The organism is Pusillimonas sp. MFBS29, assembly GCF_020687695.1.
Lineage (GTDB): Bacteria > Pseudomonadota > Gammaproteobacteria > Burkholderiales > Burkholderiaceae_B > Pusillimonas_C.
In genome coordinates, this window is sequence record NZ_JAJEWL010000011.1 from 48,964 (window position 1) to 62,255 (window position 13,292).

Genomic DNA, 13,292 nt, shown 5'->3' on the forward strand with positions numbered 1-13,292 from the left:
TCTATTTTGCGAACAAGGAACCAAGATCTTTGAAAGACTTGAATTCCAGCGCGTTGCCTGATGGGTCCATGAAGAACATGGTGGCCTGCTCGCCGGGTTCGCCCTTGAAGCGTATGTAAGGCTCGATCACGAATTTCGTGCCGGCTGCCTGAAGCTTGGCGGCCAGAGCTTCCCAGACCGGCATTTCGAGGACGGCGCCAAAATGGCGTACCGGTACGTTGTGGTCATCGACGCTGCTGGTTTGCGTGCTGCCGCACTCTTCAGGCGACAAATGCGCCACGATCTGGTGGCCATGGAAGTTGAAATCTATCCATTGGTCGGATGAGCGTCCTTCAGGGCAGCCCAGCAAGTCGCCATAAAAGGCGCGCGCCTCGGCCAGGTCACGTACGGGGAAGGCCAGATGAAAGGGGGGCAAAACATTGCTTGTCGACATGATGATTCCGTCTGTTGATGAGGTTGGCCCAGGGGCATACAGACGACCATTCTAATGCGTTTTCAGCCAGTGTGGCCCCTATCCGGCCCGGCCGCATGCCGGGGGATGAAGCAGTCAGCCCTGGCTGACCCGGGAGGCCGGAAATATCAGCGAAAACAGGCTGCCGGCACCAAAGCGGCTGCTGATTGTGAGTTCCGCCAGATGCCGCATGGCGACATGCTTGGTAATGGCCAGGCCCAGCCCGGTGCCGCCGGTGGCGCGGGAGCGGCCGCGGTCGACGCGGTAAAAGCGTTCGGTCAGGCGCGGAATGTCTTGCGCGGCAATGCCTATGCCTGTGTCTTGCACGGAGTAGCAGGCCTTGCCTTGCTCATCGATATACCAGCTTACGGTAATGGTGCCGTCTTTCGGGGTGTAACGTATGGCGTTGGTCAGCAGATTGGAAACGGCCGAAGACAGCTCGGTTTCTATGCCAGTGATGCACAGGTCTTCGTCGATGTTTTCCACGAATACATGCTGGCCATTGGACAATACGCGGCCCTGCTGCAGGGCAGTGTGAATCAGGGCGGCCATGCGTACCGGCACACCTTCGGCCGAAGGCGAGGATTCCAGCGTGGATAATGTGAGCAGGTCTTCCACAATGGCCTGCATGCGCTGTGCCTGTTCCAGCATCATCATTAAGTAGCGCATGCGTTGCTCGTCGCTCAGCGAGCCTGGCGGCATATCGTGCAGGGTTTCCAGAAAGCCCGACAACACCGTCAGCGGTGTACGCAATTCATGCGACACATTGGCCACGAAATCTTTGCGGGTGGTTTCCAGTTTTTCTACCTGGGTTACATCGCGGGTGACCAGCAGGAACTGACCCAGGCCGTAGCGTGTGAGCTGTATCAGCAACGCTTTTTCGAGTCCGTCGTTGTTCAGATGTATGAGCAGTGGCGCCGGCCAGTCAGTCTGGCGGGCATAGCGCGCAAATTCGGGTACGCGCAGGATGTTCAATATGCTGTGCTGCCGGTCGACCGCGAGGTCCAGGCCCAGATGTTCGCTTGCTGTCTTGTTGCACCAGGTCAGCAGCATGGAGTCGTCGAGTGTGATGGCGCCGTCGGGCAAGGCTTCGGCCGCCATCATGATGCTGTCGATATGACGGTTCAGCTCGTTGATTTCGTGTTTGTCTTTGCGCAGCTTGCGATAAATGACCGACAGGATGTTGTCCCACGGGCCGACCGAGTGGGGCGGCGACTCATCAGTGTTGGCCGTCCAGCGCTGTATCAGCATGAGCTGGCGCGCGCTGACCAGTATCATTGCCACCAGTCCCAGAGCGAAAAATGCCCAGCCGGCATGGGGCCCCAGCCAGGAACCCAGGAGCCAGCCCAGCAATGCCCATAAGCCTATGGAGATAATGGTTTTTATCATGATGACAACGGTTCTGCCAGGGACTTTGGGCTGATGAGGTTTTACCTGATGGGCTCAGGCGGGATTGGGCAATTGCGTCGCGAAACGATAACCCGCGCCGCGCACGGTTTCGATGTGATTTTCAAGCTTGCCGGGCTCCAGGGCTTTGCGCAGGCGTCGTATGTGCACGTCGACAGTGCGTTCTTCGACGAAAACGTGATCGCCCCAGACCTGGTCCAGCAACTGGGCGCGTGAAAACACACGTTCAGTATGCGTCATGAAAAAGTGTAGCAGACGGAACTCGGTCGGGCCCACTGTCAGTGCCAGCCCGCCACCGGTCACGCGGTGGGTGGCCGGATCCAGTTTCAGATCGCCTATCTGGATGACGTCATCGGTCAGCTGCGGCGCACGCCGGCGCAGCACGGCCTTGATGCGGGCGATCAGCTCTTTGGGCGAGAAGGGTTTGGTGATGTAGTCGTCGGCACCCGCTTCCAGGCCTTCGACCTTGTCGTGCTCGGCGCCCTTGGCGGTCAGCATGATGACCGGTACATGACGCGTGCGTTCGTCGGACCGCAGGGTCCTGGCCAGGGTGATGCCTGATGCGCCCGGCAGCATCCAGTCCAGCAAAATCAGATCGGGAAGCTCTGCCCTGATCAGGGTCTGGGCCTGCTCGGCGTCAAAGGCGCGCAGCACCTTATGGCCGGCAAATGAAAGATTGACCGAAATAAGTTCCTGGATGGCGGGCTCGTCTTCTACGACTAATATGGTAGTGCTCATTGCGCTTTATGTACGTTGAATATATGAAAAGGCATGGGTCAATAGCCGGTTATGGCAAAATCCACGGACGGTGGCCGGATTGCTGATGCGCTCACGGGCTACATAATATGGCGCAAATATTTCAGGTTTGTGAAAATTGCATATTGCCGCCCTTTGCCGGTCAAATCAATTGCGCGAGACGTAGGCAGGGTCAGCGTGCGGATAATGTTGTACGATTAGCAAACCATGCAAAAAACCCCTAATTCCCATCAGTCCGGCCAGCCTGCAGGGCAGGCTCAGTCCGCCTCCAGCACGCATTTTGGCTTCCAGACCGTCGCCGAGACGGAAAAAGCCGGAAAGGTCGCCGAGGTCTTTCATTCCGTGGCCCAGCGCTACGACATCATGAACGACCTGATGTCCGTGGGACTGCATCGTGCCTGGAAGGCCTTTACGGTCGGCCGTGCCAATGTCCGTCCGGGCATGAAAGTCCTGGATATCGCCGGCGGCACGGGCGATCTGGCGCGCGCGTTTGCAAAAAAGGCCGGCGCCACGGGCGAGGTCTGGCTGACAGACATCAACGACTCCATGTTGCGGGTGGGCCGTGATCGCCTTACTGATCGGGGGTTGTTGCTGCCCACGGCTGTTTGCGATGCGGAAAAGCTGCCGTTCCCCAGCGGCTATTTCGATCGGGTTAGTGTGGCCTTTGGTCTGCGCAACATGACGCATAAAGATCGCGCACTGGCCGAAATGCGCCGCGTATTGAAGCCGGGCGGCAAGTTGCTGGTCCTTGAGTTTTCCCGGGTAGCCAAGCCGCTGGCACCTGCCTACGACTGGTATTCCTTCAGGATTTTGCCCTGGATGGGGCAGAAGGTTGCCGGAGACGAAGACAGCTACCGTTATCTGGCTGAATCCATACGCATGCATCCCGATCAGGAAACCCTGGCCGGCATGCTGGAGCAAGCCGGCTTGTCGCGCGTACGGTATTTCAACCTCAGTGCTGGCGTGGTTGCCCTGCACGAGGGCGTTAACCTGGGTTAAATCGGCGCCTGGGCATCCCATCTTCCTGTTTTTCGTGGCCGGTGAACTTATTTTGTGCCGGCCAGTCAAACTTTGTGCTAATGTTCAGCTTCCAGTAAGCTTGAGCCGTGTATGGCGGATTCCGCTTATCAGAAAGATCCACTGCATCGCGTCGGGGCGCGCTGCACCACAGGAGCAACTATATGTCTCATCGTTTTTCCCGGCTGCTTGCTGCGGCCATGATCGTTTTCTCGGCGGGCGCAATGCTGACGGCATCGTTCGACGCCGAAGCACGCCGCATGGGTGGCGGTAAAAGCTTTGGTCGCCAGTCGTCCAACATTACTCAACAGCGTCAGGCCGTTACACCGCCTGCAGCTTCTACGGCATCCCGTTCCGCTGCACCGGCAGCCGGCGCGGCCGCCGCAGGCACGGCAGCCAAAAGCGGCATGTCCCGCTGGCTGGGTCCCATTGCAGGTATAGCTGCCGGCCTGGGTATTGCCGCATTGCTGTCCAGCATGGGCTTGTCGGGCGCCTTCCTTGAATTCATGTCCAGCCTGCTGCTGATTGGTCTGCTGGTTTTTGGTGTTATGTTCATCGTTCGCCGCCTGCGCGGTGGTGCCGCACGGCCTGCCATGCAGCAAGCGGGTGGCATGCATCGTGAAAATGCGCAGTCGCAGAATGCCTGGCAGCAAGCCAGCCCGGCAGCGGCGCCCGCAGCGGCTGCTCCGGCTGCCGCAGCAGCCGGCGTACCGGCACCGCCCGTCGATAAAAGCTGGTTCATTCCCGGTGACTTCGACACTTCTGCATTCCTGGCCAATGCCAAGGCGCAGTTCATCGAGATCCAGGCGGTCTGGGATAGCGGCGACATCGATCGCTTGAAGGAATACATGACCGACGACCTGGTCGCGGAAATCAAGCCTGAAATCCTGGCTCGCGCCGAGGGCAATGTCACCGAGGTCGTGCTGCTGAACGCCGAGCTCCTGGGCATAGAGGCGGTATCCGGTGGTCACCTGGCCAGCGTGCGCTACTCCGGCATGCTGCGTGAAGCCAAAGATGCCGAGGCGTTCCGTTTCGAAGAAGTCTGGAATCTGTACAAGGCCGACAATGCAGGCTGGCTGCTGGCCGGCATTCAGCAAATTCCGCTGGAGTATGCCAGCTAAGGTGTACCGGCAGCGCTTGTATGCCTAAGGCACTTGATGGGCCGCCACTTATGTGGCGGCCCATTGCGCGATCTGCGGCCTAAAACCGTTAAACTTGTCTTCTTGCCTTTAACACGGTTTTACCGCGCTATCCACATCATGTTTTCTCTGCCTACTTTTTTTGCTCCTGCTGCCGTGAATGCGCGCCTGCTGAACAAGCTTCTGCAGCGCGAGGACTGGGCGCGCGACCGCCTGGCCCGGCATGCGGGAAAGTCCGTTGGATTCAAAGTGGGCGGCTTCCGGATGGCGCTGTCGATACAGGCCGACGGGCTGGTGCAAGCTTCCGATCAGGCCGTAGTCCCTAACGTTACGCTTACCATTCAGGCAGATCAGTTGGCCGGGCTGCCTGGCGTGCTGCGTGCGCGCGACCCTGCACTGCTGACCGAGTTGCTCCATGTGGAAGGCGATGCGGGACTGGCGCAGGTGGTTTCCGAGCTGGCCCGTGATTTGCGTTGGGACGTCGAAGACGATCTGTCGCGTGTGGTCGGCGATGTGGCTGCAACCCGTTTGCTGCAAACTGCCGGAATGCTTCGCGCCGGTGCCGAGGCTGCGGCCTCGCGACTGGCGGGCAATGCCAGTGAGTTCATGACCGAAGAGGCGATGCTGCTGGCCAGTCGGCCGGCCTATGATGAATGGGCAGTCAGGCTGCAGGCCATACATGGCCGGCTCGACGAGCTCGACAGGCGTGTCGCTGCCCTTGCGCCATCTTCTGTGCGCGAGGGCTGATCATGCTGACGCTTTTCCGCCTGCTGCATATTATTTTCGTTGCCTTAAAGTACCGGCTCGATGAGCTGGTGCTGTCGGGCATCAAGCATCCGGTGGCCTACGGGCTGCTGCGGATCGCCCGCTTCGGCAGGCCCCCAAAAACCCCGCGTGGTGTACGACTGCGTCTGGCGCTGGAATCGCTCGGTCCTATATTCGTCAAGTTTGGCCAGGTGCTTTCCACCAGGCGCGACCTGATACCGCTCGATATCGCCATCGAGCTTGCCTTGCTGCAGGATCGGGTGCCGCCGTTTCCGTCCGACAAGGCGGCATCCATGATCGAAGATGCGCTGGGCGCATCGCCGCATACGCTGTTCAAGCATTTCGAAACCGATCCGGTTGCCTCGGCTTCTATCGCACAGGTGCATTTTGCCGTGCTGCACGACGGCCGTGAAGTGGCGGTCAAGGTATTGCGCCCGGGCATGCGGGACATCATAGAAAAGGATTTGTCGCTGCTGCGCGTGCTGGCCAATCTGGTCGAGCGTCTGGCTGCCGATGGCCGCCGCCTGAAGCCGCGCCAGGTTGTGGCCGAGTTCGACAATTATCTGCACGACGAGCTGGACCTCATACGCGAAGCGTCCAACTGCAGTCAGTTGCGACGCAATTTTTCGGCTGAAGCGGGGCGTGAGCATTTGCTGATGATTCCCGAGGTCGTGTGGGAATATTGCGCCACCACTGTCTTCACCATGGAGCGCATGCGTGGCATACCGGTCAGCCAGATCGACAGGCTCAAGGCGGCCAATATCGATACCCGTGAACTGGGCCGCAAAGGCGTGGAGATCTTCTTCATGCAAGTGTTCTCCGACGGCTTCTTCCATGCAGATATGCATCCGGGCAATATCTACGTGTCGGATGAACCCGAAACCCTGGGCCGGTATATCGCGCTGGATTTTGGTATCGTGGGTTCGCTTTCAGAGTTCGACAAGAACTATCTGGCACAGAATTTCCTGGCCTTTTTCCGCCGTGATTATCACCGGGTCGCTCAGTTGCACATCGAGTCCGGGTGGGTGCCGCCGACCACGCGCGAGGAAGAACTGGAAGGTGCAGTGCGTGCCGTATGCGAGCCCTATTTCGACCGGCCCCTGTCCGAGATTTCGCTCGGTCAGGTACTGCTGCGTCTGTTCCAGACCTCACGCCGCTTCAATGTTGAAATACAGCCGCAACTGGTTCTGTTGCAGAAAACCCTGCTGAACGTCGAGGGCATGGGTCGTGAGCTCGATCCCACCCTTGATTTATGGAAGACGGCCAAGCCTTATCTTGAAAAGTGGATGCATGACCGTATCGGCCTGGCCGGTCTGCGCAAACAGCTGGACAAGGAAGCCAGCCAGTGGGCGCAATTGCTTCCCCAAATTCCCCGGTTGGTGCACGCTAAGCTGAGTCGGCCTGATTCCAGCCCTGGGTTAAACTTGGAGCTTGAGCGCATGCGCCGGGCCCAGGACCTTACCAACCGCCTGCTGCTGGGGTTATGTGCCATTCTGGCCGTTGCCCTGGGAACGGCCATCTGGGCGTTGACGCGCTTCTGAGCCGCCTGACACTTAAGAGAGACCCTATGCTTTATCCTGAACTGTTCAAATCCATGGAAGCCGTGCGCTGGAATATGGCCAGCGATATCCCATGGGACGATTTCGACGGCAGCAAGCTGACCGACGATCAGGCCTACACCATTAAAATGAACGCAATCACCGAGTGGGCGGCTTTGCCGGCCACCGAAATGTTCCTGCGCGACAACCGCGACGACAGTGATTTCTGCGCTTTCATGTCGATATGGTTTTACGAAGAGCAGAAGCACTCGCTGGCACTGATCGAATACCTGCGCCGCTTCCGTCCCGAGCTGGTTCCCACCGAAGAAGAGCTGCATAAGGTGCGCTTTGAATTCGATCCGGCACCTGCGCAAGAAACCCTCATGCTGCACTTTTGCGGCGAGGTGCGCCTGAATCACTGGTATCGTCGGGCATCCGACTGGCATACCGAGCCGGTCATCAAGGCCATCTATAAAATCATTGCGCAAGACGAAGCCCGCCATGCGGGTGCCTATTTGCGTTATATGAAACGCGCTCTGGTGCACCAAAGCAAGGAATTCGGCCACAATGCACGCATCGCCTTTTCCAAGATAGGTGTGCTCATGGCATCGGCTCATCGCACGCCGCAGGCCCTGCATCCCACCAATCTTCACGTCAACAAAGAGCTCTATCCCGAAGATACGGTTCAGTCCAAGCTGCCTTCCCCGGGCTGGCTGGAAAACTGGCTGGATAACCAGATTTGTTTCGACAACGAATGGGAAACCAAGGTCAGCTCGCGGATACTGCACAATATGTCGCTGCTCATGGACAGCACCTTTAATACCGTGCAAGACCTGAACCGCTACCGCAAAGAACTGCTCAAGACTGCCGTGCCGGCCTGATGACCGCACCGACGCACCAGGGCCGGGCGATCCCGGCCAGATTCGAAACCAAGATCCTGTCACGCGAAGACTGCGTGGCAGCGGTCAAGGCGGGTGCTTTGCCGCGCCCGCTTGTCTTCACCAACGGGGTATTCGACATCCTGCACCGCGGGCATGTCACCTATCTTGATGCGGCCGCCCAGCTCGGTGCCAGCCTGATCGTGGCGCTTAACACTGATGAGTCCGTACGGCGCCTGGGCAAGGGTGACGACCGTCCGCTGAACACCCTGGCCGATCGTGCAGCGCTGATGGCGGCGCTGTCGTGTGTGACCATGGTGACGGCATTCGAAGAGGACACGCCACAGGTACTGATAGAGCAGCTGCGGCCCGATGTGATCGTAAAAGGCGGCGACTACGACATGGAAACCCTGCCCGAAACCGCCAGCGTCAAAAGCTGGGGCGGCAAGGCCGTGGCCATACCGTTCGAGTTTCAGCGTTCAACGACGGCGCTGATAGGCAAGATACGCGGCTGATACCCGTTTATTAATCAGACAACAGCTCATTGATGGCAACGATGTCCTGATCGGTCAGGATGCCGCTGCTGGCCTTGAGACGCAGGCCGTTCATCAGGGTGTCGTAGCGTGCCCTGGCCAGCCCTCGTTGCGTTTCATACAACTGCTGCTGCGCATTGAGCACGTCGATGTTCACCCTGACACCTACCTCGTAGCCGGTCTGGTTGGCCTGCAGCGAGGCCAGGCTGGATCGCTCGGCTGCCTGCAGGGCACTGATCTGCGCCAGGCCCGAGGTGACTCCGGAAAAATGCCGTTGCGTGGCTTCCACTGCCTGGCGCCGCGCGTTCTCGAGTGAGTAGCGCGCTTGTTGCAGACGTGAGGTCTGCTCGCGTACGACAGAAGAAATCCCGCCGCCGGTAAATATGGGGATGGAAAGCTGCAGCCCGACGCTGCTGTTCAGCGACCTGGGTCCGTTGTTGGTCTCGTACAGGCCGCGGTCGGTTGCGCTGCCGGTCTGGGCCTGCAGGCTCAGGCGGGGATAGCGTTCCGCTTTGGCGATCTCAATCTGCGTTTCAGCGATTCTGGCCGTCAGCTCCGCGTAGGTGACCTCAAGGCTGCTCTGCCGTGACTGATCCATCCAGTCGGTCAGGCGATTCGGCGTGGGGGCGGGCAGGGCCGTGTCGGAAGGCAAGGTTGCCAGGCGACCCGGCCGCTCATTGATCAGTCTGGCCAGTTGATCGCGACTGAGTTGCAGCAGATTTTCAGCCTGAAGCTCGTTGGCGTTGATCAGGTCAAGTCTGGACTGCGCTTCGTAGGTGTCTGCGATGGTCGTGCTGCCCAGCTCGAAACCCTGGCGGGCGGCGCGCAGCTGCGTGTCTATGGCGGCTTTTTGCGCCCGCAAGGCCCGGAGCGTATCCTGAGCCGCCAATACGTCGAAATAAGCCTGGGAGACCCGCAGCAGCAGGTCCTGGTAGGCGTTGGCCTGCTGGATGTCGGCCAGGCCGGCAATATACTCTGCCTGCTCCAGGCCGCCCCAGGCGCGTAAATCGATAATGGGCTGTGTCAGGGTCAGCGACCACAAGGCCCGCCCGTCGCTGCGGCTGTCGTTCATACCGCTGATGCGACGGCGATCGCTTTGTTCGGCCACGGCATCGGCGCTGATGTAGGGCAGCAACCGGGCACGTGCCTGCGGAATCTTTTCCTGTTCGGCTTCGCGTCCTGCGCGACTGGCAGCGTAGATGGGATCACGCTGCAGTGCCATTTGCCAGATGTCGAGCAGATCCTGCTCTGGTGCCGGCTGCTGCGCGTGGCCAGGCAGGATCCAGGTGGCCAGAAGCAGGGCAAGCCCGAACGCCGCGTACTTGCCTGCCTTCGCCATTTAGAACTTGAAGTGGGTAACGGTTGTTCCGCGCAGCGGCTTGATGACAGTGTCGAACAGGCTGGTGGTTTCGAAGCTGGCTGCGCTGGTTCGTGTGATGCGGCAGGCGGTCATGACGGGAGCCTGGCCGACAACGGCCACCAGCCTGCCGCCTATGGCCAACTGGTATTTCAGGGCGTCGGGTACGGTGGGCACCGACCCGGTGAGCAGGATAGCGTCGTACTCGGTTGTGCCCCAACCCGAATGGGCATCACCGGTTTCCACGGTGACGTTCTCGACCTGGTTACGCTGCAGATTGCTGACGGCGAAGGCAGCCAGGCGACTGTCGACCTCGATGCTGGTGACCTGTTGCGCCAGCCTGGCCAGCAGGGCGGCCTGATAGCCGGACCCGGTGCCGATTTCAAGGACGCAGTCGGTGGGCTTGAGCTGAAGCTCCTGGGCAAGGCGTGCTTCGACCTTGGGCGTCAGCATGGTCTCGCGCGTGTCGACCGAATTGAGGATCAGGGGCAGTTCGACGTCGGAGAAGGCCAGGCCCTGCATGGGAGCGGGTACAAAGCGCTCGCGACGAACCTCGAAAAGTGCCTGCAGCACCTGGACGTCAAGGACATCCCAGGGACGGATCTGCTGCTCGACCATATTGAATCGAGCGCGTTCGATTTCTGACAAGGCAGTAACGTTCATGGTTTCTGAAAATAAATGCAATGGTAAACAATAGTAGCGCCTACTATAGCGTATTTACATTACTTCGGTGCGGCCCACCACGCGTGGAAATGCTGCACCGGGCCATGGCCTGTACCCACCTGAAGTTCGCCCGAACGGGCGATGGCAGTGACCAGGTAGGCCTTGGCCAGTCTGGCGGCTTCGGGCACATCGCCAACCTGTGGCAAAAGGGCTGCCAGGGCGGCCGACAAGGTGCATCCGGTGCCGTGGGTATTACGCGTGTTGATGCGCTGGCCAGGCAATTCGATCAGGCGGTCGCCGTCGTGCAGTACGTCGATGGTGTCGTTGCCGGGCAGGTGACCGCCCTTCAGGAACACCCAGCGCTCGCCCGTATCGTTCATAAGGCGTCGCAGCTTTTCAGCGGTGCGGCGCATCTCTTTCAAGGTTTCCACGGGTGATGCCGACAACAGGACCCCGGCCTCGGGCAAATTCGGGGTAATCATGCTGGCCAGTGGCAGCAGGCTTTCCCGCAGCTCGTTGACGGCAGCACGCTCGAGCAGGTGATCACCGCTTTTGGCGACCATAACCGGATCCAGGACCAGGTGGGCGGGTTTCCAGTGGTCCAGCCGTTCGGCCACGATACGTGTGACTGATTGCTGGCCCAGCATGCCTATCTTTACGGCATCTATGCGTACATCGGCGAACAGGGTGTCGATCTGCTGCGCAACAAATTCGGCAGGCACCGCACTGATGCCGGTTACGGCCTGTGTGTTCTGTGCGGTCAGGGCGGCAATCACGGCTGTGCCGTATGCGCCCAGCGCGCTCATGGTCTTGATGTCTGCCAGCACACCGGCACCGCCCGAGGGATCGACGCCGGCTATGGTAAGAGTATTCGGGATCATGGCGTTTACTTGCGGGGCGCAAGCAGGCCCTCGGTGGGCGAGCTGGGGTCAGCGCTGTACAGTTTGCGCGGCATGCGGCCTGCCAGAAAGGCTTCGCGGCCTGCCTCGACCGCCTTTTTCATGGCGCTGGCCATCAGGATAGGGTCGCGTGCGCCGGCAATGGCGGTATTCATGAGAATGGCGTCGCAGCCCAGTTCCATGGCGACGGCTGCGTCGGAGGCAGTGCCCACGCCCGCATCGACCAGAACCGGCACATGCGATTGGTCGATGACCAGACGCAGGTTCCAGGGGTTGAGTATGCCCATGCCTGAGCCTATCAGTGACGCGAGCGGCATGACGGCTACGCAGCCGATGTCTTCAAGCATACGGCACTGGATTGGATCATCGGTGCAATACACCATGACCTTGAAACCGTCTTTGACCAGGGTGCGTGCAGCATCGAGGGTTTCGGGCATATTGGGAAACAGATTGTCCGGGCTACCCAGCACTTCCAGTTTGACCAGGTCGTGTCCGTCAAGCAGCTCGCGCGCCAGTCTCAGGGTGCGCACGGCTTCGTCGGCGGTAAAGCACCCGGCCGTGTTGGGCAATATGGTGAACCTGGACGGCGGCAGGAAATCAAGCAAATTCGGTTCGTTGGCGTTCTGGCCAATGTTGGTGCGGCGTATGGCCACTGTAACGATTTCGGCGCCGCTGGTGTCTATGGCCCGGCGGGTCTCTTCAAAGTCTTTGTATTTGCCTGTGCCGACCAATAGGCGGGAGTTGTACTGGCGTCCTGCAATTTCAAGAGTGTTGGAGTGATTCATGTGCTTGCTGGCTGTAGTGTGATTGGCGCGGCGGGCGAGTCTGGCTTTACAGACCCACCGGCGCCGGTGGCGCAATATGAAAGAATAATCCATTTACAGCGGCTGTGTATGATCCAAAGCCCTGATTCCGTATGATCCAGCGCAATGTTGTGCGCGTTCATGTGGCTGGGCAAGCCTGGCTGTGCCGCATGGTGTCCGGGCCTTCAGCGAGCCTGGTCCAGCATGTCACAGAGCTCTTCGGTCGCGTCTATCAAGCGTGGTCCCGGCCGGAACAGCATATCGGGGTCCAGGGTGTAGACCCGGCCTTGCAGTGCCGCCGGCAGCTGCAGGTCAGACCAGTATTTGCGTATGCTCGCCCGGGCCGCCGCGTTCCTGGCGGGGGCAATCAGCACGTCTGGATTGCGCAGCAAGATGCTTTCCACACTGACTTGTGGCGCGGCAATGCCGGCGTCGGCGTAAAGATTGACGCCGCCACAGCGCTTCAGCGCATCATTCAGCAAGGGGTCGGAGCCTATGGTGTACAGCGGCGAGTCGCCCACTTCTATGAAGACCGACACCTGCTTATGTCCGGTGTGCCGCCGGGTCAGGGCGTCCAGGCGCCGGGTGAGCGCCTGTGCGCTGGCCCGGGCTTGCTCGCGGGTATTGAACAGTTCGCCAAAACGCAGGATTTCAGCCGGTATTTCGTCCAGTGTGCGCGGGCGTGACAAGATTAGCGGAATATCCAGCCGGGCCAGTGCGGGCCCCAGGGTTTGCGCCGCACCCTGGGATTGCCAGCCGATCACCACAGTGGGCCGAAAGCTCAGCACCTTTTCCACGCTGACCTCCAGGCCGTTGCCCACGCGAGGTATGGCGCGGGCCGCCGGCGGATAGTCGCTGCTGAGCACGGTGCTGACGATCTTGTCGCCTGCGCCGGCCGCATACACCAGTTCGGTTGCATGCGGGGCCAGCGTAGTGATGCGAACCGGCTGCGGGATCCCCGCGTCGGTGGACTGCGCCTGCGCGCCCGGGGCCGCCATCAGCGTGGCAGCCAGGCCCAGCATGACCCGGCAGGCGATAAGGCGGGCGGCTGCTGCTGCGCGGGCCGGTTCTCCACGCATCACGGGC

The 13,292-nt window shown here is 60.1% G+C and carries 14 protein-coding genes; 6 read left to right on the top strand and 8 right to left on the bottom strand.

Features of this window, described 5'->3' with window-relative positions; genetic code table 11:
* Position 1 precedes the first annotated feature (1 nt).
* The 3 genes from LKR43_RS14720 to phoB all read right to left on the bottom strand — a co-directional run bounded on the left by LKR43_RS14720 (position 2) and on the right by phoB (position 2,596).
* Positions 2-433 (bottom strand): VOC family protein, encoded by a 432-nt coding sequence (locus LKR43_RS14720; protein WP_227684971.1) that lies wholly within the window; start codon positions 431-433, stop codon positions 2-4.
* Positions 434-547: 114 nt separating this feature from the next.
* Positions 548-1,840, bottom strand: coding sequence for a phosphate regulon sensor histidine kinase PhoR (gene phoR / locus LKR43_RS14725; protein ID WP_227684972.1), 1,293 nt, complete (start codon positions 1,838-1,840; stop codon positions 548-550).
* 54 nt (positions 1,841-1,894) lie between these two features.
* Positions 1,895-2,596, bottom strand: a complete 702-nt coding sequence (phoB, locus tag LKR43_RS14730) for a phosphate regulon transcriptional regulator PhoB (protein ID WP_227684973.1) — start codon at positions 2,594-2,596, stop codon at positions 1,895-1,897.
* 225 nt (positions 2,597-2,821) lie between these two features.
* Between phoB and ubiE the strand changes: the two genes are divergently transcribed.
* The 6 genes from ubiE to rfaE2 all read left to right on the top strand — a co-directional run bounded on the left by ubiE (position 2,822) and on the right by rfaE2 (position 8,466).
* Complete coding sequence (ubiE, locus tag LKR43_RS14735; protein ID WP_227684974.1) at positions 2,822-3,613, top strand: bifunctional demethylmenaquinone methyltransferase/2-methoxy-6-polyprenyl-1,4-benzoquinol methylase UbiE; 792 nt, start codon at positions 2,822-2,824, stop codon at positions 3,611-3,613.
* 182 nt (positions 3,614-3,795) lie between these two features.
* Complete coding sequence (locus LKR43_RS14740; protein ID WP_227684975.1) at positions 3,796-4,752, top strand: Tim44 domain-containing protein; 957 nt, start codon at positions 3,796-3,798, stop codon at positions 4,750-4,752.
* Between the two features lie 138 nt (positions 4,753-4,890).
* A complete protein-coding gene (locus LKR43_RS14745) occupies positions 4,891-5,517 on the top strand; it encodes an SCP2 domain-containing protein (protein WP_227684976.1) in 627 nt (208 codons plus the stop codon).
* A 2-nt stretch (positions 5,518-5,519) separates the two neighbouring features.
* Complete coding sequence (gene ubiB, locus LKR43_RS14750; RefSeq protein ID WP_227684977.1) at positions 5,520-7,076, top strand: ubiquinone biosynthesis regulatory protein kinase UbiB; 1,557 nt, start codon at positions 5,520-5,522, stop codon at positions 7,074-7,076.
* Between the two features lie 26 nt (positions 7,077-7,102).
* Positions 7,103-7,954, top strand: a complete 852-nt coding sequence (locus tag LKR43_RS14755) for a ferritin-like domain-containing protein (RefSeq protein WP_227684978.1) — start codon at positions 7,103-7,105, stop codon at positions 7,952-7,954.
* Entirely contained in the window at positions 7,954-8,466 is a 513-nt protein-coding gene (rfaE2, locus tag LKR43_RS14760) for a D-glycero-beta-D-manno-heptose 1-phosphate adenylyltransferase (RefSeq protein ID WP_227684979.1), read from the top strand. Before LKR43_RS14755 ends, rfaE2 begins: the two co-directional genes overlap by 1 nt.
* Before the next feature lie 10 nt (positions 8,467-8,476).
* On the opposite strand, the gene LKR43_RS14765 is transcribed toward rfaE2, so the two are convergent.
* The 5 genes from LKR43_RS14765 to LKR43_RS14785 form a co-directional block, all read right to left on the bottom strand.
* Positions 8,477-9,823: a TolC family outer membrane protein gene (locus LKR43_RS14765; RefSeq protein ID WP_227684980.1), complete on the bottom strand. Its 1,347-nt coding sequence runs from the start codon at positions 9,821-9,823 to the stop codon at positions 8,477-8,479.
* Positions 9,824-10,504: a protein-L-isoaspartate O-methyltransferase gene (locus LKR43_RS14770; RefSeq protein WP_227684981.1), complete on the bottom strand. Its 681-nt coding sequence runs from the start codon at positions 10,502-10,504 to the stop codon at positions 9,824-9,826.
* Positions 10,505-10,563: 59 nt separating this feature from the next.
* A complete protein-coding gene (thiD, locus tag LKR43_RS14775) occupies positions 10,564-11,385 on the bottom strand; it encodes a bifunctional hydroxymethylpyrimidine kinase/phosphomethylpyrimidine kinase (protein WP_227684982.1) in 822 nt (273 codons plus the stop codon).
* 5 nt (positions 11,386-11,390) lie between these two features.
* Entirely contained in the window at positions 11,391-12,188 is a 798-nt protein-coding gene (locus tag LKR43_RS14780) for a thiazole synthase (RefSeq protein ID WP_227684983.1), read from the bottom strand.
* Positions 12,189-12,391: 203 nt separating this feature from the next.
* The gene (locus LKR43_RS14785; RefSeq protein ID WP_227685002.1) at positions 12,392-13,285 is read right to left on the bottom strand and encodes a cobalamin-binding protein; all 894 of its coding nucleotides are present in this window, start codon (positions 13,283-13,285) and stop codon (positions 12,392-12,394) included.
* Positions 13,286-13,292: the final 7 nt, after the last annotated feature.